Origin of the sequence: Citrobacter sp. RHB25-C09, from assembly GCF_013836145.1 — a bacterium.
Classification (GTDB): Bacteria; Pseudomonadota; Gammaproteobacteria; order Enterobacterales; family Enterobacteriaceae; genus Citrobacter_A.
On record NZ_CP057483.1, the window covers coordinates 837,422 to 861,387 of the forward strand.

General features: G+C 54.3%; 19 protein-coding genes and 1 riboswitch. Of the genes, 6 read left to right on the plus strand and 13 right to left on the minus strand.

Going from position 1 to position 23,966, the window contains the following annotated elements:
* Nucleotides 1–68 precede the first annotated feature (68 nt).
* The 4 genes from polB to araB all read right to left on the minus strand — a co-directional run bounded on the left by polB (nucleotide 69) and on the right by araB (nucleotide 6,614).
* Nucleotides 69–2,420 (minus strand): DNA polymerase II, encoded by a 2,352-nt coding sequence (polB, locus tag HVY19_RS03995; RefSeq protein ID WP_181683090.1) that lies wholly within the window; start codon nucleotides 2,418–2,420, stop codon nucleotides 69–71.
* A 178-nt stretch (nucleotides 2,421–2,598) separates the two neighbouring features.
* Nucleotides 2,599–3,294, minus strand: coding sequence for an L-ribulose-5-phosphate 4-epimerase (gene araD, locus HVY19_RS04000; protein WP_181683091.1), 696 nt, complete (start codon nucleotides 3,292–3,294; stop codon nucleotides 2,599–2,601).
* A 97-nt stretch (nucleotides 3,295–3,391) separates the two neighbouring features.
* Nucleotides 3,392–4,894: an L-arabinose isomerase gene (araA, locus tag HVY19_RS04005; RefSeq protein WP_181683092.1), complete on the minus strand. Its 1,503-nt coding sequence runs from the start codon at nucleotides 4,892–4,894 to the stop codon at nucleotides 3,392–3,394.
* 10 nt (nucleotides 4,895–4,904) lie between these two features.
* Nucleotides 4,905–6,614 (minus strand): ribulokinase, encoded by a 1,710-nt coding sequence (gene araB, locus HVY19_RS04010; protein WP_181683093.1) that lies wholly within the window; start codon nucleotides 6,612–6,614, stop codon nucleotides 4,905–4,907.
* A 339-nt stretch (nucleotides 6,615–6,953) separates the two neighbouring features.
* On the opposite strand from araB, the gene araC reads away from it, so the two are divergent.
* Both araC and HVY19_RS04020 read left to right on the plus strand, forming a co-directional pair.
* Entirely contained in the window at nucleotides 6,954–7,832 is an 879-nt protein-coding gene (araC, locus tag HVY19_RS04015; RefSeq protein WP_181683094.1) for an arabinose operon transcriptional regulator AraC, read from the plus strand.
* An 85-nt stretch (nucleotides 7,833–7,917) separates the two neighbouring features.
* A complete protein-coding gene (locus HVY19_RS04020) occupies nucleotides 7,918–8,685 on the plus strand; it encodes a DedA family protein (protein WP_181683095.1) in 768 nt (255 codons plus the stop codon).
* Between the two features lie 69 nt (nucleotides 8,686–8,754).
* Here HVY19_RS04020 and thiQ read toward each other — a convergent pair whose 3' ends face one another.
* The 4 genes from thiQ to sgrR form a co-directional block, all read right to left on the minus strand.
* The gene (gene thiQ / locus HVY19_RS04025; protein WP_181683096.1) at nucleotides 8,755–9,453 is read right to left on the minus strand and encodes a thiamine ABC transporter ATP-binding protein ThiQ; all 699 of its coding nucleotides are present in this window, start codon (nucleotides 9,451–9,453) and stop codon (nucleotides 8,755–8,757) included.
* Nucleotides 9,437–11,047 (minus strand): thiamine/thiamine pyrophosphate ABC transporter permease ThiP, encoded by a 1,611-nt coding sequence (gene thiP / locus HVY19_RS04030; RefSeq protein WP_181683097.1) that lies wholly within the window; start codon nucleotides 11,045–11,047, stop codon nucleotides 9,437–9,439. The genes thiQ and thiP overlap by 17 nt, the downstream gene beginning before the upstream one ends.
* Nucleotides 11,023–12,006: a thiamine ABC transporter substrate binding subunit gene (thiB, locus tag HVY19_RS04035; RefSeq protein WP_181683098.1), complete on the minus strand. Its 984-nt coding sequence runs from the start codon at nucleotides 12,004–12,006 to the stop codon at nucleotides 11,023–11,025. The genes thiP and thiB overlap by 25 nt, the downstream gene beginning before the upstream one ends.
* 32 nt (nucleotides 12,007–12,038) lie before the next feature.
* A riboswitch (TPP riboswitch) is annotated at nucleotides 12,039–12,166 on the minus strand.
* Between the two features lie 32 nt (nucleotides 12,167–12,198).
* Complete coding sequence (gene sgrR, locus HVY19_RS04040; protein ID WP_181683099.1) at nucleotides 12,199–13,854, minus strand: HTH-type transcriptional regulator SgrR; 1,656 nt, start codon at nucleotides 13,852–13,854, stop codon at nucleotides 12,199–12,201.
* Between the two features lie 93 nt (nucleotides 13,855–13,947).
* Here sgrR and sgrT point away from each other — a divergent pair, with 93 nt between their 5' ends.
* Nucleotides 13,948–14,070, plus strand: coding sequence for a glucose uptake inhibitor SgrT (sgrT, locus tag HVY19_RS04045; protein ID WP_181684212.1), 123 nt, complete (start codon nucleotides 13,948–13,950; stop codon nucleotides 14,068–14,070).
* A 109-nt stretch (nucleotides 14,071–14,179) separates the two neighbouring features.
* Nucleotides 14,180–15,358: a sugar efflux transporter gene (locus tag HVY19_RS04050; protein ID WP_181683100.1), complete on the plus strand. Its 1,179-nt coding sequence runs from the start codon at nucleotides 14,180–14,182 to the stop codon at nucleotides 15,356–15,358.
* 97 nt (nucleotides 15,359–15,455) lie between these two features.
* Here the strand turns inward: HVY19_RS04050 and leuD are convergent, their stop codons facing one another.
* From leuD to leuL, 5 genes are all read right to left on the minus strand, one after another.
* Nucleotides 15,456–16,061 carry a 3-isopropylmalate dehydratase small subunit gene (gene leuD, locus HVY19_RS04055; RefSeq protein ID WP_181683101.1) on the minus strand — a complete coding sequence of 202 codons (606 nt, stop codon included), beginning with the start codon at nucleotides 16,059–16,061 and terminating at the stop codon, nucleotides 15,456–15,458.
* Nucleotides 16,062–16,071: 10 nt separating this feature from the next.
* On the minus strand, nucleotides 16,072–17,472 hold the full coding sequence (gene leuC / locus HVY19_RS04060; RefSeq protein ID WP_181683102.1) for a 3-isopropylmalate dehydratase large subunit: 1,401 nt from the start codon (nucleotides 17,470–17,472) through the stop codon (nucleotides 16,072–16,074).
* 2 nt (nucleotides 17,473–17,474) lie between these two features.
* Nucleotides 17,475–18,566 carry a 3-isopropylmalate dehydrogenase gene (gene leuB / locus HVY19_RS04065; protein WP_181683103.1) on the minus strand — a complete coding sequence of 364 codons (1,092 nt, stop codon included), beginning with the start codon at nucleotides 18,564–18,566 and terminating at the stop codon, nucleotides 17,475–17,477.
* The gene (gene leuA, locus HVY19_RS04070; protein ID WP_181683104.1) at nucleotides 18,566–20,137 is read right to left on the minus strand and encodes a 2-isopropylmalate synthase; all 1,572 of its coding nucleotides are present in this window, start codon (nucleotides 20,135–20,137) and stop codon (nucleotides 18,566–18,568) included. The genes leuB and leuA overlap by 1 nt, the downstream gene beginning before the upstream one ends.
* 89 nt (nucleotides 20,138–20,226) lie before the next feature.
* Nucleotides 20,227–20,313 carry a leu operon leader peptide gene (gene leuL, locus HVY19_RS04075; RefSeq protein ID WP_181684213.1) on the minus strand — a complete coding sequence of 29 codons (87 nt, stop codon included), beginning with the start codon at nucleotides 20,311–20,313 and terminating at the stop codon, nucleotides 20,227–20,229.
* Between the two features lie 652 nt (nucleotides 20,314–20,965).
* On the opposite strand from leuL, the gene leuO reads away from it, so the two are divergent.
* Entirely contained in the window at nucleotides 20,966–21,916 is a 951-nt protein-coding gene (gene leuO, locus HVY19_RS04080; protein WP_181683105.1) for a transcriptional regulator LeuO, read from the plus strand.
* Nucleotides 21,917–22,241: 325 nt separating this feature from the next.
* On the plus strand, nucleotides 22,242–23,966 hold the full coding sequence (gene ilvI, locus HVY19_RS04085) for an acetolactate synthase 3 large subunit (RefSeq protein WP_181683106.1): 1,725 nt from the start codon (nucleotides 22,242–22,244) through the stop codon (nucleotides 23,964–23,966).

The following is a 23,966-nucleotide window of genomic DNA, read 5'->3' on the forward strand; positions in this document are numbered from 1 at the left end:
AGCACGGTGAGTTGGGTCCTGGAATGGAAGGGCGCTATGGTAATGGATGAAGACGGATTCGTCACGCTTCAAAATAACCCTAATTGGCCTGTCAGTAGTGTAGCAAAGTTATCATCAACGAACGGAAGAATTCCTTCCGCGACGGGTTCTAACTGGCGTGTCAGGTAGTGTTCGTAGTCCAGGGCTGAATGCTGATAATCAAGGGGCTCCGGGCCGTTTACCGTCCAGACGTATTTGATAGTACCACGATTTTGGTACTGTGCCGGACGCCCGCGCTTCAGGTTTTCTTCATCCGCCAGTCGCGCGGCGCGAACGTGCGGTGGGACGTTGCGCTGGTATTCACTTAACGGGCGGCGCAGGCGTTTACGATACACCAGCCGATCGTCCAGTTCCCCTGCCATGAGCTTATCGATCGTCTCCCGAACGTAATCCTGATACGGCTCGTTACGAAATACCCGCAGATAAAGATCCTGCTGGAACTGTTGCGCCAGCGGCGTCCAGTCGGTGCGCACCGTTTCCAGGCCTTTAAACACCATCCGCGGCGTATCGCCTTCCTGGATCATGCCTGCGTAGCGCTTTTTACTGCCGGTATCCGCCCCGCGAATGGTGGGCATTAAGAAGCGGCAGAAATGCGTTTCATACTCCAGTTCCAGCGCGCTGGTCAGGTTTTGTTGCTGTAGCGATTGCGTCCACCAGGCGTTGACGTGCTTCACCAGGGCGCGGCCGATTTTCGCGGCGTCCTCTTCCGTGTGGGCACGCTTCAGCCAGACAAAGGTGGAGTCGGTGTCGCCGTAGATGACGTCATAGCCCTGGGCTTCTATCAGTGCTTTGGTCTGGCGCATAATCGCATGGCCGCGCATAGTGATCGACGAGGCGAGACGAGGATCGAAAAAGCGACAGGCGGTTGTGCCGAGCACGCCATAAAAAGCATTCATAATGATCTTCAGCGCCTGAGACAGCGGTTTGTTGCCGTGTCGCTTGGCATCGTCACGTCCTTGCCAGATCTGGGTTACGATCTCCGGCAGGCAGTGTTTTTCCCGCGAGAACCAGGCGTCGAGGAACCCTTCAGTGCTGTGTTCAGGGTCAGGATGCGCCATACCTTCTACCAGGCCCACCGGGTCAATCAAAAAGGTGCGGATAATCGAGGGGTAAAGGCTTTTATAGTCCAGTACCAGTACGGAATCGTACAGGCCGGGACGCGAATCCATTACGTAACCGCCGGGGCTGGCGTGCGGCGGAACTTCACCCAGATTTGGCGCAACGTATCCGGCACGGTGCATACGCGGGAAATAAAGATGCCCAAACGCAGCGACCGATCCGCCGTGGCGATCGACCGGTAGCCCGTTGACCGTCGAGCGTTCTAACAAAAACGGCATGATCTCGGTTTTGTGGAAAATCCGCGTCACCAGTTCACAGTCTTTGAGGTTATAGGTGGCAAGTGCGGGCTTATCTTCCGCAAAACGGCGATCGATTTCGTCCATCCGATCCCACGGGTTGTCGATCGACTTACCCTCGCCAAGCAGCTCCTGCGAGACGGTTTCCAGCGAAAATGAGGAGAAATTCCAGAAGGCGGATTTAAGCGCCTCAATGCCGTCAATAATCAGTCGCCCTTTGGCCTGGGCGAAGAATACGCCATTCTTAAAACCGTGCTCGCGCCACTCCAGTTCACTGTTGTCGCGGCCAAAGCGTAGGGGAATACGATAACGTTCGGCGTGCTTTTGCAGGACGCGCAGATCGAACTGCACCACGTTCCAGCCGATAATCACATCCGGATCGTGACGGGCAATCCATTCGTTTAACTTTTCCAGCAGCTGTGGACGGCTGGCTACGTATTCAAGTTGGAAGTCCAGCGCGGAGGCGTCACCGTTCGGCGGGCCGAGCATATACACGATGCGCTGACCGCATCCTTCCAGTCCGATGCTGTACAGTTCGCCGTGGCGGGTAGTTTCAATATCCAGCGACAGCCATTTGAGCGGCGGACGATAGTCCGGATGGGGTTTTAGTCGCGCATTCACCAGCGCCCCATTGCGCATTTCACCGTCCACCCACACTGGCGAGGTGATAAAACGCTCCATCAGATAGCGTTCAGGCGGTCGCACATCGCCTTCGTAAACCGTCACGCCATTTTCACGCAGCAGTTTTTCCAGACGCATCAGCTGACGATGGGAACGGCAATAGAGGCCGGAAACGGCCTGGCGATGAAAATCTTTGAGGCTGAGCGGTGTGAGGCGATAGCCGTTTTCCCCATTTAACAGCGAGTTGACGCGCGGGACCTGATGAGTGGGAATAAACGCCACCGACTCCTGCGGCGCAAGGGTAACCAGCAAAGGTCCGCCGTCTGTTGCCAGCCAGAAGGACACCTCTGTTCCCTGCGACGTATCCCGCCAGTGTCGGGTTAAAATAAAGCCAGCCTGCGCCACGGTATCTACCCATCCAAAAACCAGCGTTAATTATAACCTGGTTTCGTTGATGATACTGTTATTTTGTACAGGTAATCTGCGGCATCTGCTGCAAAAGAATGATTCGCGCAGCAATGGCTGCGCTGAATGTTCAAAGGACATATCCGTAGGCCGATAAATATGGCCTTTAACAGTAAACTTACTGGCCGTAATAAGCTTTAGCGCCATGCTTGCGCAGATAGTGTTTATCCAGCAGGGTTTGCTGCATATCGGGTAGCTGCGGGGCGAGCTGGCGACAGAAAATGCCCATATAGGCCACTTCTTCGAGGACTATCGCATTGTGCACCGCGTCTTCGGCATTTTTCCCCCACGCAAAGGGGCCGTGAGAATGCACCAGCACCCCTGGCATCTGCGCGGCGTCGATACCCTGCTTTTCAAAGGTTTCGACGATCACATTACCTGTCTCCCATTCGTATTCGCCGTTAATTTCCGCGTCGGTCATTTTGCGGGTGCAGGGAATGGTGCCGTAGAAATAGTCCGCGTGGGTCGTCCCCGTCGCCGGAATCGGCTGGCCGGCCTGCGCCCAGATGGTGGCGTGGCGCGAATGAGTATGCACAATGCCGCCAATGGTCGGAAATGCCTGGTAAAGCAGGCGATGGGTGGGGGTATCAGAGGAGGGTTTTTTCATCCCTTCCACCACTTCCCCCGTGGCGATACTGACAACCACCATGTCTTCTGCGCTCATCACGCTGTAATCAACGCCGGAGGGTTTAATCACAAAGACACCGCGTTCACGATCGACCGCGCTAACATTCCCCCAGGTGAGAGTGACCAGGTTATGCTTTGGCAGCGCCAGATTGGCTTCCAGTACCTGACGTTTGAGATCTTCGAGCATATTTATCTCCTTGCCCAATGGCGCTTCGCTAATCCGGCCTACAGGAAGCACATCCCCGTAGGCCGGATTAGGCCTTTACGCCGCCATCCGGCAACTGTTAGCGTTTAAAACCGTAATAAACGTCATTCCAGCGCAGCGCGTCTTTAAAGGCGGGCAGGCGAGTATCGTTATCAATGACGGCGATTTCGATATCGTGCATTTCCGCGAACTGGCGCATGTCGTTCAGATCCAGCGCATGGCTGAACACGGTATGGTGCGCGCCGCCCGCCAGGATCCACGCTTCGGAGGCGGTTGGCAGATCCGGCTGTGCTTTCCACAGCGCGTTAGCTACCGGCAGTTTCGGCAGGGAGTGCGGCGTTTTCACGGTATCGATGCAGTTCACCAGCAGGCGATAGCGATCGCCGAGATCGATCAGGCTGGCGACAACCGCCGGGCCTGTTTGGGTGTTGAAGATCAGACGCGCGGGATCGTCTTTACCGCCGATGCCGAGATGCTGGACATCGAGGATCGGTTTTTCTTTCACGGCGATAGACGGACACACTTCCAGCATATGCGAGCCGAGCACCAGATCGTTGCCCTTCTCGAAGTGGTAGGTGTAATCCTCCATAAACGAGGTGCCGCCCTGCAGACCGGTTGACATCACCTTCATGATGCGAAGCAGAGCGGCAGTTTTCCAGTCGCCTTCACCGGCAAAGCCGTAGCCCTGCTGCATCAGACGCTGCACGGCCAGTCCAGGAAGCTGTTTCAGACCGTGTAAATCTTCAAAGGTGGTTGTGAACGCGTGGAAACCACCCTGTTCAAGAAAGCGTTTCATCCCCAGCTCAATACGCGCCGCTTCGAAGACATTCTGGCGCTTTTCGCCGTGCACCTGGGTCGCGGGAGTGAGGGTATAGCTGCTCTCATACTCGTCGATTAGCGCGTTGATATCCCCATTGCTGATGGAGTTCACCACCTGCACCAGATCGCCCACCGCCCAGGTGTTCACCGAGAAGCCGAATTTGATCTGCGCGGCAACTTTATCGCCGTCGGTCACTGCCACTTCGCGCATGTTGTCGCCAAAACGGCACACTTTCAGGTTACGGGTGTCCAGTTTCGACACGGCGTGGCGCATCCAGGAGCCAATACGCTCGTGAGCCTGCTTATCCTGCCAGTGGCCGGTAACGACTGAATGCTGCTGACGCATACGTGCGCCGATGAAGCCGAACTCGCGGCCGCCGTGCGCGGTCTGGTTCAGGTTCATAAAGTCCATATCAATGCTGTCCCACGGCAGGGCGGCATTGAATTGGGTATGGAACTGCAGCAGTGGCTTGTTGAGGATCGTCAGACCGTTGATCCACATTTTGGCTGGCGAGAAGGTGTGCAGCCAGACCACCAGTCCCGCACAGCGATCGTCGTAGTTGGCATCACGGCAAATGTGGGTGATCTCATCCGGCGACGTGCCGAGCGGTTTTAACACCAGTTTGCACGGCAGTTTGGCTTCGCTGTTCAACGCCTTGACGACGTGTTCCGCGTGCTGGGTTACCTGACGCAGGGTTTCCGGGCCGTACAGATGTTGGCTGCCAATTACAAACCACACTTCATAATTATCAAAAATAGTCATTGTCGTGTCCTTAGTGAGTCAGGGTTGCCTGGTCAGCCGGCGCTTTGTTTACCGGGGTGGCAGTCGGAAGATAATGTTGCTCAGCACTTACCGCCCACTGCTGGTAACGGCGATAAAGCTGTTCGAATCGTTGCGCCTGTTCAGGTCTAGGTTGCAGCGTGTTTTCCACTGCGCTCGCCATTTTTTGCTGCGCGGCAGGAATATCGGCATGCACTTTTGCGGCGACGGCAGCAAAGATTGCCGCACCCAGCGCGCAGCATTGGTCGGAAGCGACGATCTGCAGCGGGCGATTCAATACGTCGCAGCAGGCTTGCATGATGACCTGGTTCTTACGGGCGATACCGCCGAGTGCCATGACGTTGTTGACCGCAATACCTTGTTCGGTAAAGCATTCCATAATGGCGCGTGCGCCAAACGCAGTGGCGGCAATCAAACCGCCGAACAGCGCCGGGGCGTCGGTAGCCAGATTCAAATCGGTAATAACCCCTTTCAGACGCTGGTTAGCATTCGGCGTTCGGCGACCGTTGAACCAGTCGAGCACCACAGGCAGGTGATCCAGTGACGGGTTTTTCGCCCACGCGTCTGTCAGCGCTGGCAGCAACTGTTTCTGACTGGCTTTGAGTTGCTCTTTCAGCTCCGGATGCTGCGCGGCAAGCTGTTCCAGCGGCCAGCCAAGGATGCGGCCAAACCAGGCATAAATGTCACCAAAGGCGGACTGACCGGCTTCGAGGCCAATGAATCCAGGCACCACGCTGCCGTCGACCTGGCCGCAAATGCCCTTAACCGCGCGCTCGCCAACCGAGGCTTTGTCGGCAATCAGAATGTCGCAGGTCGAAGTACCAATGACTTTCACCAGCGCATTTGGCTGCGCCCCCGCGCCAACCGCGCCCATATGGCAGTCGAACGCGCCACCGGAAATCACCACGCTTTCTGGCAAGCCGAGACGCTGGGCCCAGTCGGCACACAGTGTTCCGACGGGCAAATCGGCCGTGTATGTTTCATTGAACAAGGGGTATTGCAGGTGGCGGTTGATGAGCGGATCGAGTTCATCGAAGAAGCTGGCTGGCGGCAGCCCACCCCAGCTTTCATGCCACAGTGATTTATGCCCGGCGCTACAACGGCCCCGGCGGATAGCCTGCGGGCGCGTGGTGCCCGAAAGCAGGGCGGGTACCCAGTCGCACAGTTCAATCCAGGAAACGGCAGCCTGGGCGACGGCGCTATCCTCGCGAGTCACGTGCAGGATTTTGGCCCAGAACCATTCGCTGGAATAAATACCGCCGATGTAGCGCGAGTAATCCGTCTTGCCCGGCGTGTGGCACAGGCGAGTAATGGCTTCAGCCTCTTCTACGGCGGTGTGGTCTTTCCACAGCACGAACATGGCGTTCGGGTTTTCGGCAAATTCCTCTCTGAGCGCCAGCACGTTGCCGTCGGCGTCAATGGGCGCAGGGGTGGAGCCAGTGCTGTCAACGCCAATCCCGACGACGTCGGCACGCTGTGCGGCGCTAAGCGCAGCCAAAACGCTTTTTAATGCCGCTTCCATTGATTCAATATAATCGCGGGGATGGTGGCGAAACCGGTTATTTGGACCGTCGCAATACCGTCCTTCCTGCCAGCGCGGATACCACTCTACACTTGTGGCGATCTCTTCACCGGTGGCGCAGTCCACCGCCAGTGCTCGCACAGAATCACTACCAAAATCGAGGCCAATTGCAATCGCCATCGTCTTACTCCATCCAGAGATACGGGTATGGATAAACAGTAGTGAGTGGGGATAAAAACCGTCAGGCAGGATCCGCTAATCTTATGGATAAAAATGCTAGGGCATCGCAAAGTGTGACGCTGTGCAAAGAATCAATGTGGACATTTCTGCCGTAGTTATAGACACTTTTGTTAGTCGTTTTGGCGGCTTTCGTTGCGCTTAAATGTTACAAAATGCTTTTCACAAGCGGGGTTAAAGGTTCGTTGAAGCCCCGGGGCTGGCGCGACAAGGCGCTGACGCCACCGTTCTGTGGAATATGGACAATTTGTTTCCTCAAAGACAGTCAGGAGAAGTGAATTTATGGCTGAACCGCAAAATGATCCCCTCCTGCCGGGGTACTCGTTTAACGCGCATCTGGTGGCGGGCTTAACGCCGATCGACGCCAATAGCTATCTGGATTTCTTTATCGATCGTCCGTTGGGGATGAAGGGGTATATTCTCAATCTCACCATTCGTGGCGAGGGGGTGATCAAAAACCACGGCAAGCAATTTACCTGTCGACCTGGCGATATCATTTTGTTTCCGCCGGGCGAAATTCACCATTACGGTCGCCATCCCGACGCCAGCGAGTGGTACCACCAGTGGGTTTACTTTCGGCCACGTGCCTACTGGCAGGAGTGGCTGACCTGGCCGACCATCTTTGCCCAGACCGGTTTTTTCCGCCCGGATGAGGCCCATCAGCCGGACTTTAATGAACTCTTTGGGCAGATTATCAGCGCCGGGCAAGGGGAAGGGCGCTACTCAGAATTGCTGGCGATTAACCTGCTTGAGCAACTGCTGTTGCGCAGGATGGAGGCAATCAACGAATCGCTGCATCCACCGATGGATAATCGCGTGCGTGATGCCTGCCAGTATATTAGCGACCATCTGGCGGACAGCCATTTTGATATTGCCAGCGTCGCCCAGCATGTGTGTCTGTCTCCGTCGCGTTTGTCGCATCTGTTTCGCCAGCAGTTGGGGATCAGCGTATTAAGCTGGCGTGAAGATCAACGCATCAGCCAGGCGAAACTGCTGCTCAGCACGACGCGAATGCCGATAGCCACTGTTGGGCGCAATGTTGGCTTTGATGACCAACTCTATTTTTCGCGGGTTTTTAAAAAATGTACCGGGGCCAGTCCGAGCGAGTTCCGCGCCGGATGTGAGGAAAAAGTGAATGATGTGTCGGTTAAGATGTCATAACCTGTAACTATTCAGATAAATAGTGTCTTGACGAAGCAACTCCTGGTTTGCAGAATCCCAGCTTCGTAAATCTGACGGGCGAATTATGCAAGCATTGCTGGAACACTTTATTCTCCAGTCGGCCATGTACTCTTTGATTGCTGTGGCGCTGGTGGCCTTTCTGGAATCACTGGCGCTGGTCGGTCTGATTTTACCCGGTACGGTAATGATGGCCGGACTGGGTGCGTTAATCGGCAGCGGCGAGCTGAATTTCTGGCATGCGTGGCTGGCGGGTACGATAGGTTGTCTGCTCGGAGACTGGATCTCGTTCTGGCTGGGCTGGCGCTTTAAAAAGCCGCTGCATCGCTGGTCGTTCATGAAAAAGAACAAGGCACTGCTCGATAAAACCGAGCATGCCCTGCATCAGCACAGCATGTTCACGATCCTGGTGGGGCGGTTTGTGGGACCCACGCGTCCGCTGGTGCCAATGGTCGCCGGTATGCTCGATCTCCCTGTGCGCAAGTTCATCACGCCCAACATTGTCGGCTGCCTGCTCTGGCCGCCGTTTTACTTATTCCCGGGGATACTGGCTGGGGCAGCGATTGATATCCCGGCGGGTATGCAAAGCGGCGAATTTAAATGGCTGCTGCTGGCAACGGCTATATTGCTGTGGGTGGGCGGTTGGTTGTTCTGGCGTCTGTGGCGCAGTGGCAAAGCGGCGACCGATCGCTTAACGCGCTATCTGCCAAAAGGGCGTCTGTTCGTTCTGGCTCCGGTGGTTTTCGGCGCGGGAATGGTGGCGCTGGTGATGCTGATACGTCATCCGCTAATGCCGATGTACATCGATATCTTGCAGAAAGTTGTGGGCTTTTAGCGCCTTATCCGGCCAACAGGCCGCGCTGTCGTAGGCCGGATAAGGCGAAGCCGCCATCCGGCAACGTACTCAACCCCTTATTCCCAACAATACCGAGGCGCTGGCCCTGCCGCTGAGTAGCTCATCCGTTTCTCCCTGCCAGGCGATCCGTCCGTCTGCGACAACCACTGAGCGCGGAGCAATACGCGCCGCATCTTCCACACTGTGAGAAACCATTAGCAAGGTCAACTGCCGCTCGCGGCAGACGTCGCTCACCAGCGTGAGCATTTCCTGGCGTAGCGCGGGGTCAAGTGCGGAAAATGGCTCATCGAGCAGCAGCACCGGTTGCTCGCGTACCAGACAGCGTGCCAGAGCAACCCTCTGGCGTTGACCGCCGGAAAGCTCGCCGGGCAGACGCTGCATTAACTCACCTATCCCCATTTGCCGAGCGATGTGTTGCATCTTTTCACGCTGCGAGGCGCTTAACTTCAACCCGGGATCCAGTCCCAGTCCAATGTTTTGCTGTACATTCAAATGGCTGAACAGGTTATTTTCCTGAAACAGCATCGAAACCGGACGACGAGAAGGCGGCGTTGAGGTGTGATCTTCACCTTCGATTTGCAGGCTTCCACTGGCCGGGGAGATGAAACCGGCGATTAAATTCAGCAGGGTGCTTTTCCCCGCCCCGCTCGGTCCCAGAATGGCCACCTGTTCCCCTTTTTCCACCGATAGCGTAAAGCGCATCGGCAAATGGTGATAAAGCCAGGTGATATCAGTCAGTTTTAGCATGTCGCCCCGGTAACTTCTCAATGACGGTAAATAAGATAAAGCACAGTATTAGCAACGCCAGCGCGGTCACCGCGCCGTCCTGGCTGCGATAGGAGCCAATTTGCTGATACAGATAAAAGGGCAGGGTGCGGAAATCATCGTTGCCAAACAGGGCCACCACGCCAAAATCGCCAATGGATAAAACACAGGCAAAGGCCAGCGCCTGCGTCAACGGGCGCTTCAACGCGCGCAGTTCTACCACCTTTAACCGCTTCCAGCCCTCAATGCCCAGCGACTGGCAGAGCATCGTATAACGGGCGGTAACGTCACGCATCGGGTTTTCCAGCACCTTGATTGCATAGGGGATCGCCATGAGCGCATTGGTGAAAATCACTATGCCATCAGCCGATTCTGGCAGGCCAATCGTGTTGTTGAGCAGCAGGAAAAAGCCCGTTGCCAGCACAATACCCGGCATTGCGAGGATCAGCATGCCGCTGAGTTCCAGCGTTTGTCCTGCCAGCAAATGTTGGCGCGCACGCAGTTCGCGACTGCTCCACAGCAGCATCATGGTAAGGATGACGCACAGCAGGCCCGCTGCCAGTGCAATGCGTAAAGAGGTGCCGATCGCCTGCCATAATATCGGTTGGCTGAGCACATCGAGCAGATGACGATTCACCCCGTCAACGATCACCGCCAGCAGCGGAGGCAATAACAGCAGGAGCGCGAGAACGATCAGCACGGTGTCGGACACTCGACTGTGCAGACGTTGTTCGGGATCGCGCCATCCGTAAACCAGCGTGCTGCCCGGTGCAATGGCTTTGCTCAGGCGTTGACTGAACAGCACCAGCATCAGGCAGCACACCATCTGGATCAGCGCCAGCATTGCCGCTCGCGCGGGATCGTAGTCAAAGCTCAACGCCTGATAAATCGCCAGTTCAATGGTGGTGGCCTGCGGGCCGCCGCCGAGTGACAGCACGGTAGCAAAGCTGGCAAAACAGAGCATAAAGATCAGCGCGGCGACGGGGGGGATTTGCCGACGCAGCCAGGGCCACTCGACAAAGCGGAAGAAGTGCCAGCCGCGCATGCCAAGCTGCGCAGCAAGCTGACGCTGCTCGCCGGGGATATTTTCCAGCGACTGCAACAGCAGGCGACTGGCCATCGGCAGATTAAAAAAGACGTGCGCCAGTAAAATGCCCTGGAGCCCGTAGGGGGAAAACGTCCATTCCAGGCCGAAAAGCTGCCAGAGTGAGGCCAGCCAGCCCTGACGACCATAGACGCTGAGAATGCCAAAGACCGCTACCAGCACCGGCAGGATCAGTGTCATTGCGCACAGGCGTAGCAGCATCTCACGCCCAGGAAAACGGCGTCGGTAGAGCGCACGGGCAAGAAAAATCGCGGGCACCACCGACAGCACGGCGGAGAGAAACGCCTGCCAGAAGGAAAAGCGCACTACGTGCCACAGGTAACTGTCCTGCCAGAGCGCGAACCATTCTCCCTGCGGCGCATTGAGCCATAGTGCCAGAAACGCGGCAAGGGCCACCGCCACCATCAGCGCGGCGGCGGATATCCCTGGAATCAGCCAGCCAGGAATTAACGGCTGACGGCGCGTTGCCATTCGCTAATCCATGATTGACGCTGAGCTGCCACTTCGGCTGGTGTAAATTGCAGCGTGGTGGTGGGTTTGGTGAGTTGGTCGAACCCGGCTGGAAGAGGGATATTTGTTACGGGATACATCCAGTTGCCGGTCGGGATCGCGTTCTGGAATGCGGGTGAGACCATAAACGCCAGGAATTTCTCTGCCAGTTCCGGCTGTTTACTTGCCGCAGTCCGTGCCGCCACTTCGACCTGCAAATAATGGCCTTCACTGAAGTTCGCGGCAGCGTAGTGATCTTTTTTCTCTTCGATAAGATGGTAAGCCGGGGAGGTGGTATAGCTCAGCACCAGATCGCTTTCCCCTTTCAGGAACAGACCATAGGCTTCGCTCCAGCCTTTGGTCACGGTGACCGTTTTGGCCGTCAGCTTCTGCCAGGCTTCCGGTACTTTATCGCCATAGACTTTCTGCATCCACAGCAGCAGGCCGAGTCCCGGCGTGCTGGTGCGCGGATCCTGATAAATCACCCGCCACTTCTGGTCGCTCTCCACCAGTTCCTTCAGGCTCTTCGGTGGATTTTTGAGTTTGTTTTTGTCGTAAACGAAGGCGAAATAGCCGTAATCGAACGGCACGAAGGTGTCATTCGTCCAGCCGCCAGGTACGTTGACGGTGTCGCTGGCGATGCCGCTTTTTGTGAACAGACCCGTCTGCGTGGCTGCTTCAACCAGGTTATTGTCGAGCCCCAGTACCACGTCAGCTTTGCTGTTTTTCCCTTCCATGCGCAGACGGTTGAGCAGCGAAACGCCATCTTCCAGCGCGACCAGTTTCAGTTCGCAGTTGCAGTCGGCTTCAAAGGCTTTTTTGACTGACGGACCAGGGCCCCAGTCGGCGGCGAACGAGTCGTAGGTATAGACGGTAAGCACGGGCTTAGCGAAAGCGGGCGCTGCACACAGGAGTAAGAATGGAAGATATTTTTTTAACACTTTGCACCTCAATAGATGGGTGGCAAAGGATTTTGAGCGCTAGCCTCAAATCCCTTCGCCGGCATTATCCGGATCAGGTTCGACGGGTATTTCTCAGCCCCTACGCATCATTCTTCACGCTGCTTCTGCGTAGTTTTATCTGGCACCCCGTTGAGAACGGCCTAGTGTAATGATTTTGTTGCTAAGCAGCAATCATGGGTCTGGTGGCGCAAACCACGCTGATTTAAAGTCGAACCAGCCGAGGGTGTTCATGCGTAAACCACGCATACTGCGCTGTCCCTGAATAATCAGCCAGTGGTGGATCAGCGGTACAATTGCTTTGCTGGCAAGCAGCTGCTGGCACCATGTTGCCAGGTTCATCTCACCAGTACGCCAGCGTGTAGCATCCGCTTCCCAGTCTATTGGGATACAGTTTTGCAACAGCGGAACTTCACACAGGTGCGCAAATAATGAGAAGTCCAGCGGGAGTGTGAAGTTGGCGCTGTTCAGCCAGATATCACTTTCAATTTCCCCGGCGTGCCACTGATCGTAGTCGATCTCCTGGATTTCCAGCTTAACCTGCTGTTCAGCCAGTAACTGACTCATGATCTGTGCAATGATCTGATGCTCAACATGTTCGCGATAGTAGGTCAGCGTGAGGGTTTCCAGCCCGGCGGGTTTTTCGCCGTGTCCTGGGCGCGCGTGGTGCCAGCGGGGGAGCAGACCGTAAGCAGGGAACCAATGCCGCTGGTTCTGCTCGTCGGCGCAATAGAGTAAATTGCTGGGTGACAGAACCCGACTTACCCATTCCCGGACCTCACTATTTGCGCCCCGATGGGTTCTGGCGTCGAAGAGGAGATAATAACACCCCTCTTCCAGGCGACTTTCAATGGCTTTTTCGTCTTCCACCGGCCCCTTCAGCGTTAAACCGCCGTTCGGTTCCTCGCCAATATCAGGAAGGACCCAGACGTTAACTTCATCAATCAGCGCACGGTAGCCAAAGTAGTCGTCAAAGGCGTGAATTTTGAGCTGATTGCGGGTGTTACGCATTACCGCATAAGGGCCGGTACCAATGGGATGGCTGGAAAAATTGTTCAACGTCTCCCACTCGCGCGGCAGAATCATTGCGGGCACCTGACCGAGCAGCCACGGAAACCAGCGGTCCGGTTGGGAAAGCGTGATATCTAATGTCCAGTGTGTTGGCGACACAATTTCGCTGATGTGCGTATAAAGCGGTAGCGTCCGAATCCGCGTAAGTGAAGAGATAACATCGTCCATCTCCAGTTCGCGGCCATGATGAAACTGGATCCCCGGTCGCAGGAAAAATCGCCAGTGTAATGGGGAAATTTGCTGCCAGTGATGGGCAATATCAGCTTCCAGTTCCCCTTTTTCCTCATTTACGCGGATTAACGAACTGAAGATTTGGCGGGCAATATGCGTTTCTGAGCGACGCAGAGCCGTGCCCGGTAGCAGGTTGGGCATCGGGCGATAGTAGAGAATGCGCAGGATGTGTCTACCCTGGCGAAAGCTGCGGCCCAGATGAGAAATAAGCATCTGGCGCACGGCGGTTTTGTCGCCGACCAGTTGCACCAGTTGGTCAATGCGATCCTGTTCCAGCAGGTCTTCCGCCCGCTGTTGCTGGAGCGCCAGCCCGGTATAGAGGAAGGTCAGACGTGAGCGTTTTCCGCGCCCGACTTCAGCTTCCCACGTCAGCCAGCCGCGTTCCTGCATGGTGTTGAGCAGCGTTCGCATATGGCGTCGTGAGCAGCTGAGCAGGTCTGCAAGCTCATTAAGCGTGGTGTCCTGCGTTTTACCATCGCAGCATTGCCATAAACGAATGAACTGTTGTTGCAGCCGACCTGAGGACATAAAAGGGGAACTCCCGCCAAAAACTCAGCAATTTTATTATCCCTATATTAGGCCAATAATAGAATCCGATGAAGCACAATGAAGAGGTCATCAATGCGCCAGTTCTTTAAAACGTACTTTACCGCGACAGAAGGGTTGTCCTGGTTGGCCTGGCCGAGCGCGCCGCAGCGCTTAAAGATGCTGGAAGAACTGATGCAGTGGGAGGTGACAGCCTGACCTCTGAATTGCAGACATCATGTGTGACTGAGTATTGGTGTAAAATCACCCGCCAGCAGATCCTCTCTGCTGGCTTTTTTTGCTTCCGTTGTGCTTAAAGGATTCCACTATGTTCTGGTTAATGACGATGGGACGACGTCTCAACGGTGTTTACGCAGCGTTTATGCTGGTCGCATTTATGATGGGTATCGCTGGCGCATTGCAGGCACCGACGCTGAGCCTGTTTCTCAGTCGCGAGGTGGGTGCGCAGCCGTTTTGGGTTGGGTTGTTTTACACGGTTAACGCCATTGCCGGGATTGGGGTCAGCCTGGCGCTGGCTAAACGCTCCGACAGCCAGGGTGACCGCCGCAAGCTCATTATGTTTTGCTGCCTGATGGCCATCGGGAATGCGCTGCTGTTTGCCTTTAATCGTCATTACCTCACACTGATCACCTGCGGCGTACTGCTGGCCTCGCTGGCGAATACGGCCATGCCGCAGTTGTTTGCACTGGCGCGTGAATACGCCGATAGCTCGGCGCGCGAAGTGGTGATGTTCAGCTCAGTCATGCGTGCGCAACTTTCGCTGGCATGGGTCATTGGTCCGCCGCTGGCCTTCATGTTGGCGTTAAATTATGGCTTTACGGTGATGTTTGCGATTGCCGCCGGGATTTTCGCCATCAGTTTCCTGCTGATTGCGCTTATGCTGCCCTCGGTAGCGCGGGTTGAGCCGCAGGCGGATGTGCCGGTCACTCAGGTTGGCGGCTGGCAGGATAAAAACGTGCGGATGTTGTTTATCGCCTCCACCCTGATGTGGACCTGCAACACCATGTACATCATTGATATGCCGTTATGGATCAGTGCGGAGCTTGGACTGCCGGATAAACTTGCCGGCATCCTGATGGGCACCGCTGCCGGGCTGGAGATCCCGGCGATGATCCTCGCAGGCTATTATGTCAAACGCTTGGGCAAACGTCGGATGATGGTGACCGCCGTCGCGGCTGGCGTGTTGTTTTATCTCGGTCTGATTTTCTTTCATAGCCAGACTGCACTGCTGGCCCTGCAACTTTTTAACGCGGTGTTTATCGGCATTATCGCGGGTATTGGGATGCTCTGGTTTCAGGATCTGATGCCGGGTAGGGCAGGTTCTGCCACCACCTTATTTACCAACAGTATTTCGACAGGCGTTATTCTGGCGGGGGTGATTCAAGGGGCGGTGGCACAAAGCTACGGTCACTTTGCGGTCTATTGGGTGATCGCCGCAATTTCTCTCGTTACGCTGGTAATGACCGGGCGGGTGAAGGACGTTTGATTTGCGGAATGCCGGATGGCGGCGTACGCCTTATCCGGCCTACAAATGGCACCGTCCTGTAGGCCTGATAAGCGCAGCGCCATCCGGCATTGCGAGTTTAACGCATAAACGCTAGCTGCTTCTCTTCGTAAGCGGCTATCGCCTCTTCGTGTTGCAGCGTCAGTCCGATGCTATCCAGACCATTCAGCATGCAGTGGCGGCGGAAGTCGTCAATATGGAAGCTGTAGGCTTTATCGCCTGCTTTCACCACCTGCGCTTCCAGATCTACTTCAAAATGAATGCCCGGATTTGCCTGTACCAGCGTAAACAACTCATCCACTTCTTCATCGGTCAGCTTCACCGGCAGTAACTGGCTGTTGAAGCTGTTGCCGTAGAAGATATCCGCAAAGCTCGGCGCGATGACCACTTTGAAGCCATAGTCGGTTAACGCCCACGGCGCGTGCTCGCGCGATGAACCGCAGCCGAAGTTTTCCCGCGCCAACAGAATTGACGCGCCCTGGTATTGCGGAAAGTTCAGCACAAACTCTGGGTTCGGCTGCTGCCCATTTTCATCCAGGAAACGCCAGTCGTTAAACAGATGGATGCCGAAGCCCGTGCGGGTGACTTTCTGCAAAAACTGCTTCGGGATAATCGCGTCAGTATCGACGTTGGCGGCATCCAGCGGAACAACCAGGCCGGTATGTTGGGTAAATTTCTCTGCCATGGTGGTTTCCTTATTTGATGCTGCGAATGTCGGCAAAATGACCAGTCACGGCGGCAGCGGCTGCCATCGCCGGGCTCACCAGATGGGTACGCCCACCGCGGCCCTGACGCCCTTCAAAGTTACGGTTGCTGGTTGAGGCGCAGCGTTCGCCTGGGTTCAGACGATCGTTGTTCATCGCCAGGCACATAGAGCAGCCAGGCAGACGCCATTCAAAACCTGCTTCGATGAAAATTTTATCCAGACCTTCTGCTTCGGCCTGTGCTTTCACAGGACCAGAGCCGGGTACAACCAGCGCCTGTACGCCCGGAGCCACTTTGCGTCCTTTCGCCACCACCGCGGCGGCGCGTAAATCTTCAATTCGTGAGTTGGTGCAGGAACCGATAAACACTTTATCGATCGCCACTTCGGTTAACGGGATCCCTGGCTTCAGACCCATGTAGGCCAGCGCTTTTTCGGCGCTTGCACGTTCAACCGGATCGGCAAAGGAGGCCGGATCGGGAATGTTGTCAGTGACAGAAATGACCTGGCCAGGATTGGTGCCCCAGGTGACCTGCGGGGCAATCTCTTCAGCCTGCAAGGTCACGATGGTATCAAAGGAGGCATCGGCGTCAGTTTTCAGTGTCTTCCAGTATTCCACCGCATCGTCAAAATCTTTGCCTTTCGGCGCATGCAGACGGCCTTTCACATAGTTAAAGGTAGTTTCATCCGGTGCGACGATCCCTGCTTTGGCGCCTAATTCAATGGCCATGTTGCACAGGGTCATGCGACCTTCCATGCTCAGGGCGCGAATTGCGTCGCCACAAAACTCAACGACGTGGCCGGTGCCGCCTGCGCTGCCGGTTTTACCGATAATCGCCAGCACGATATCTTTCGCTGTGATACCCGGTGCCGCAGTGCCTTTGACTTCAATCTTCATGGTTCTGGCGCGGCCCTGTTTCAGGGTTTGGGTCGCCAGCACATGTTCAACTTCAGACGTACCAATACCAAACGCCAGTGCGCCAAACGCGCCGTGGGTGGCGGTATGGGAATCGCCGCAGACGATGGTCATTCCCGGCAGGGTAACGCCTTGCTCTGGCCCCATAACGTGCACAATGCCCTGATACGGATGGTTCAGGTCGTACAGCTCCACGCCAAATTCTTTGCAGTTTTTAATCAGTTCCTGCATCTGAATACGCGCCATATCACCGCAGGCATTGATGTCTTTTGTTTGGGTCGAGACGTTATGATCCATGGTGGCGATGGTTTTGCCCGGCTGACGCACCGGACGACCGTGTGCACGCAGGCCATCAAACGCCTGCGGGGAGGTCACTTCATGGACCAGGTGTCTGTCGATATACAACAGCGGGGTTTCGTTCGGTGCTTCATAGACTACATGAGCGTCGAATAATTTTTCATATAACGTTTTAGCCATGATTACACCCCTTGCGCGACAAAACGGGCAATGATGTCACCCATCTCATCGGTACTGACGGCGGTAGCGCCACGGGCTAAATCACCGGTGCGGATACCTTCTTCTAATGCGCGATTGATCGCGCGTTCAATCGCGGTTGCCGCTTCATCGGCATCCAGGCTGTAGCGCAGCAACAGCGCCAGAGACAAAATTTGCGCAATCGGGTTAGCGATATTTTTCCCGGCGATATCCGGTGCGGAACCGCCCGCAGGCTCGTACAGGCCAAAGCCTTGCTCGTTCAGACTGGCGGAAGGCAGCATCCCCATCGAACCCGTTATCATCGCGCATTCATCCGACAGAATGTCGCCAAACAGGTTAGAACACAGCAGCACGTCAAACTGCGACGGATCCTTGATTAACTGCATGGTGGCGTTGTCGATGTACATATGCGCCAGCTCCACGTCCGGATACTCTTTGGCGATCTCATTGACAATCTCACGCCACAGAATCGAGGTTTGCAGGACATTCGCTTTATCAACGGAGGTCACTTTATGGCGACGTTTACGCGCCGACTCAAACGCAATACGTGCGATACGTTCAATTTCAAAACGGTGGTACACCTCGGTATCGAACGCTTTTTCATGCTGACCGCTGCCTTCGCGACCTTTCGGCTGACCGAAGTAAATACCGCCGGTCAGTTCACGCACGCACAGAATGTCGAAACCGTTGGCGGCGATATCGGCACGCAGCGGACAGAACGCTTCCAGTCCCTGATACAATTTTGCCGGACGCAGGTTACTGAATAATTTGAAATGCTTACGCAATGGCAGCAGCGCGCCGCGTTCTGGCTGTTGGTCTGGCGGCAGATGTTCCCATTTTGGGCCGCCCACGGAGCCGAACAATACGGCATCAGCCTGTTCACAGCCTTCAACCGTTGCTTTCGGCAGCGGCTGGCCGTGGTTGTCGATGGCGGCGCCACCAACGTCATAATGGCTGGTGGTAATGCGCATATCAAAACGCTGGCGAATCGCGTCCAGTACTTTCAGGGCTTGCGCCATCACTTCCGGGCCAATGCCATCACCCGGCAAAACGGCAATATGGTAATTCTTCGACATCACACGGTTTCCTTGTTGTTCTCGTTGTTCTGAGCTTTGCGTTGCAACTCTTTTTCGACTTCGGCGGCTCGCCAGATATTGTTCAGTACGTGGACCATCGCTTTGGCGGAAGACTCGACAATGTCGGTCGCCAGACCGACGCCGTGGAAGCGACGACCATTATAATTGGCAACGATGTCCACCTGACCCAGCGCGTCCTTACCATGACCTTTGGCGGTCAGGCTATATTTCACCAGTTCAATGTCATAGGCGGTAATGCGGTTGATGGCTTGATAAACGGCGTCAACCGGGCCGTTACCGTTTGCCGCTTCCGCTTTGACGTCATTACCACAGGCCAGCTTAACCGAGGCGGTAGCGATAGCATTTGATCCGGACTGCACGCTGAAGTAATCCAGGCGGAAATGTTCAGGTTCTTCCTGCTGCTTATTAATAAACGCCAGTGCTTCCAGGTCGTAATCAAAAACCTGACCTTTTTTATCTGCCAGTTTCAGGAAGGCGTCGTACAGGTTATCCAGGCTGTACTCGCTCTCTTTATAGCCCATCTCATCCATGCGGTGTTTCACGGCAGCACGTCCGGAACGGGACGTCAGGTTCAGTTGCACCTGATTCAGGCCGATGGATTCCGGGGTCATGATTTCGTAGTTTTCGCGGTTCTTCAGTACGCCGTCCTGGTGAATACCGGAGGAGTGGGCGAAAGCGCCGCTGCCGACAATTGCTTTGTTCGCCGGGATTGGCATGTTGCAGATCTGGCTGACTAACTGGCTGGTGCGCCAGATCTCCTGGTGGTTGATGCGGGTGTTCACGTTCAGTATGTCCTGGCGCACTTTAATCGCCATGATCACCTCTTCCAGCGAGCAGTTACCGGCACGTTCACCGATACCGTTCATTGCGCCTTCGACCTGACGCGCCCCGGCGTGAACCGCAGCCAGCGCATTACCGACACCCAGTCCTAAATCGTCGTGGGTATGAACGGAAATAATGGCTTTATCGATGTTTGGCACGCGTTCATACAGACCGGAGATAATGCCTGCGAACTCAAACGGCATGGTATAGCCGACGGTATCAGGAATGTTGATGGTTTTGGCGCCAGCATTGATGGCGGCTTCGACTACGCGGGCCAGGTCGGCAATAGGGGTACGACCGGCATCCTCACAGGAGAACTCGACGTCATCGGTATAATTACGGGCGCGTTTTACCATATAAATGGCGCGTTCAATAACCTCATCCAGCGTACTGCGCAACTTGGTCGCGATATGCATTGGCGAGGTGGCAATAAAAGTATGAATACGGAATGCTTCGGCGACTTTCAGCGATTCTGCCGCGACGTCGATATCTTTTTCCACGCAGCGCGCTAACGCACAGACCCGGCTGTTTTTGACCTGACGGGCGATGGTCTGTACGGACTCAAAATCGCCTGGAGAAGAGACGGGAAAGCCGACCTCCATCACGTCGACACCCATTCGCTCGAGGGCCAGGGCAATCTGCAGTTTTTCTTTCACACTCAGGCTTGCCTGTAACGCCTGTTCACCGTCGCGTAATGTGGTGTCGAAAATAATGACTTGCTGGCTCATGGTTAGGTCCTTTGTCTCTTAGGGCGCCTTGCTTCGAGCATAAAAAAACCCGCGCAATGGCGCGGGTTCTTATCTTGACTGAGTGCTGACTAATGCTGAATGCCGCTCACCCGTCTACCGCGCAACGAAGATGCGTTTAGTAGTAGTAGGCTGTTAAAGCGAGCGATACGAATCATTAATCAACTCCAGAGAAATACGTTGTGCTTTTAGTGGTACTGGATACGCCCAACGATGTCAACCCCATCATCAGAAAACACAGCTGAACGCGGCAGGAATGCGCTAAGCGTTTTAGCTAATTGTGCTGAACTTTTTGGTGGATCCCATATTAACCGATGTGAGCGCGTACACACTTTTCATCATTTGACATATCTAAGCATGCTTTTTTGCATCTCATGTAAAAAGGTAAGATAACGTACCGATGAAGCTAAATAGACTATCTGTATGATTATCATATGGTTGTTTTTTCTTATGGAGGTTTTATATTCGTCAAAGCGCTTTTATTGATAAGTTTTTGTTAATAAATAACGTATAAACAATATAAACATTTAATTAAAACTTAAAATATCATTCATAAAACAGATGATTGTCTATTTGTCTGGCTTATGTTTATATTGCGAGCGTCATTAATACTTATGAGTTATCGTGCTGTGAAGGATACCACATCGCGCTGGCGTTGGTTTTTCACTTTTTAAACTTGCGTCTTTATGTATTCCTAAAATTAAACTCAGCTCTTTTTCTTATTTTATATGCATGGTAAATCATATTCCCTGAGATTATTTTTATGCATCCGGCAAGAAAAGGGAGTTAAGCGTGACAGTGGAGTTAAGCATGCCAGAAGTAAAAGTAGACAAAACAAATTCTCCTGTTTTAGAGACGGAGAAACCGCAACTTCGTATGGTTGACCTTAATTTGTTAACGGTATTTGATGCGGTGATGCAAGAGCAAAATATCACCCGCGCAGCTCATGCGTTAGGGATGTCCCAACCTGCGGTCAGTAACGCGGTTGCGCGCCTTAAGGTGATGTTTAATGACGAATTATTTGTGCGTTATGGCCGTGGTATTCAACCTACTGCGCGCGCATTCCAGCTCTTTGGTTCTGTTCGCCAGGCGCTGCAGTTGGTACAGAATGAATTACCCGGTTCAGGTTTCGAACCTGCCAGCAGTGAACGCGTGTTCAATCTCTGTGTTTGCAGCCCTCTGGATAATATCCTGACCTCCATGATTTATAATCATGTTGAAAAAATCGCGCCAAATATACAGGTCGTTTTTAAATCCTCATTAAATCAAAACACAGAACATCAATTACGTTATCAGGAAACAGAATTCGTTATTAGCTACGAGGAGTTCCGTCGTCCTGAATTCACCAGCGTGCCGTTGTTTAAAGATGAAATGGTTTTGGTTGCCAGTCGCAAACATCCGCGGATCAGTGGTCCGTTGTTAGAGAACGATGTTTATAACGAACAACATGCTGTCGTTTCCCTCGACCGCTTCGCGTCATTTAGCCAACCCTGGTACGATACGCCTGATAAACAGTCCTGCGTGGCTTATCAGGGCATGGCCTTAATTAGCGTACTGAACGTAGTCTCTCAAACCCAGCTAGTGGCCGTCGCACCGCGCTGGCTGGCGGAAGAGTTTTCTGAGGGACTTGATCTGCAAGTATTACCGCTGCCGTTAAAACTCAATAGCAGAACCTGTTATCTTTCCTGGCATGAGGCTGCCGGAAGAGATAAAGGACATCAATGGATGGAAGAGCTGTTAGTTTCTGTCTGTAAGCGCTAAGTCCGTTTGGAATAAACCGGATTAAAACTTCCGGTTTATTCTTTATCTTATTTCTTATCTGGAATTTTCTGCTGAATTGACGATGTGGGTCTGTCACCTGCGCCGCTAAAAAATGGCTGATCCGCTGTAACTTTGTCTTTTTAAGCGATTAATTTTCTGCACACCGGCTATTGTTGGTGTAATTCGCCAATTCCTTCCTCCTTTTCTTTCATTTGTACTTTTTTACTGACGAGTAAGGCTGCTCAGGCGAATTGCCTGCACCGTGGCGAGCGGTTAATGTGTTAAAACTTCGTTATTAGTTATTCGTCATTCAGTGAGGCAAGCCATGGAGATGTTGTCTGGAGCCGAGATGGTCGTCCGGTCGCTTATCGATCAGGGCGTTAAGCAGGTATTCGGTTATCCCGGGGGCGCGGTCCTCGATATTTATGATGCGTTGCATACCGTTGGCGGTATCGATCATGTGCTGGTTCGCCACGAACAGGCCGCCGTGCATATGGCTGACGGCCTGGCGCGTGCAACGGGAGAGGTGGGCGTTGTGCTGGTGACATCCGGGCCTGGCGCGACGAATGCCATTACGGGTATTGCAACGGCTTATATGGATTCCATCCCACTGGTGATTCTTTCCGGGCAGGTTGCTACCTCGCTGATTGGCTATGATGCCTTCCAGGAGTGCGACATGGTGGGGATCTCTCGCCCGGTGGTGAAGCACAGCTTCCTGGTGAAACAGACGGAAGACATTCCACAGGTTCTGAAGAAAGCGTTCTGGCTGGCGGCGAGCGGTCGTCCGGGGCCTGTAGTGGTGGATTTACCAAAAGATATTTTGAATCCGGCAAAAAAACTGCCTTACGCCTGGCCGGAGTCGGTCAGCATGCGTTCTTATAATCCTACCACCTCTGGTCATAAAGGGCAGATCAAGCGTGCTCTGCAAACGCTGGTTGCGGCGAAAAAACCGGTTGTCTATGTTGGTGGCGGCGCAGTGGCTGCGGGTTGTCATGAGCAATTACGTCAGGCGATTGAGTCGCTCAACCTGCCCGTCGTCTCTTCGCTGATGGGGCTTGGGGCATTTCCGGCGACGCATCGCCAGTCGTTAGGAATGCTGGGGATGCATGGTACTTATGAAGCCAATATGACCATGCACAACGCCGATGTGATTTTTGCCGTCGGTGTGCGTTTTGACGATCGCACCACCAATAACCTGGCAAAATATTGCCCGAATGCGACGGTGTTGCACATTGATATCGACCCAACTTCAATTTCCAAAACAGTCACGGCGGATATTCCGATTGTCGGCGATGCCCGCCAGGTACTGGAGCAAATGCTGGAACTGCTGGTGCAGGAAAATGCGCAGCAGCCGCTGGACGATATTCGTGACTGGTGGCAGCAGATTGAACACTGGCGCGCTCGTCAGTGCCTGAAATATGACACGCAAAGTGAAAGTATCAAACCGCAGGCGGTGATCGAGACGATCTGGCGATTGACCAAAGGCGATGCTTATGTGACCTCCGATGTCGGCCAGCATCAAATGTTTGCCGCGCTCTATTATCCATTCGATAAACCGCGCCGTTGGATCAACTCCGGCGGACTCGGCACCATGGGCTTTGGCCTGCCCGCTGCGCTTGGCGTGAAAATGGCGCTGCCCAATGAAACGGTGGTTTGCGTCACAGGCGATGGCAGCATTCAAATGAACATTCAGGAGCTATCGACGGCATTACAGTATGAACTGCCGGTGCTGGTGCTGAACCTGAATAACCGCTATCTCGGGATGGTGAAGCAATGGCAGGACATGATCTACTCCGGTCGTCATTCTCAGTCCTACATGCAGTCATTGCCTGACTTTGTGCGCCTGGCGGAAGCTTATGGTCATGTCGGGATCCAGATTAACCGCCCTGATGAGCTGGAAAGCAAACTGAGTGAAGCGCTTGAGCAGGTGCGTAATCGCCGCCTGGTCTTTGTCGACGTCACCGTTGATGGCAGTGAACATGTCTACCCGATGCAAATTCGCGGGGGTGGGATGGATGAAATGTGGTTAAGCAAAACGGAGAGGACCTGA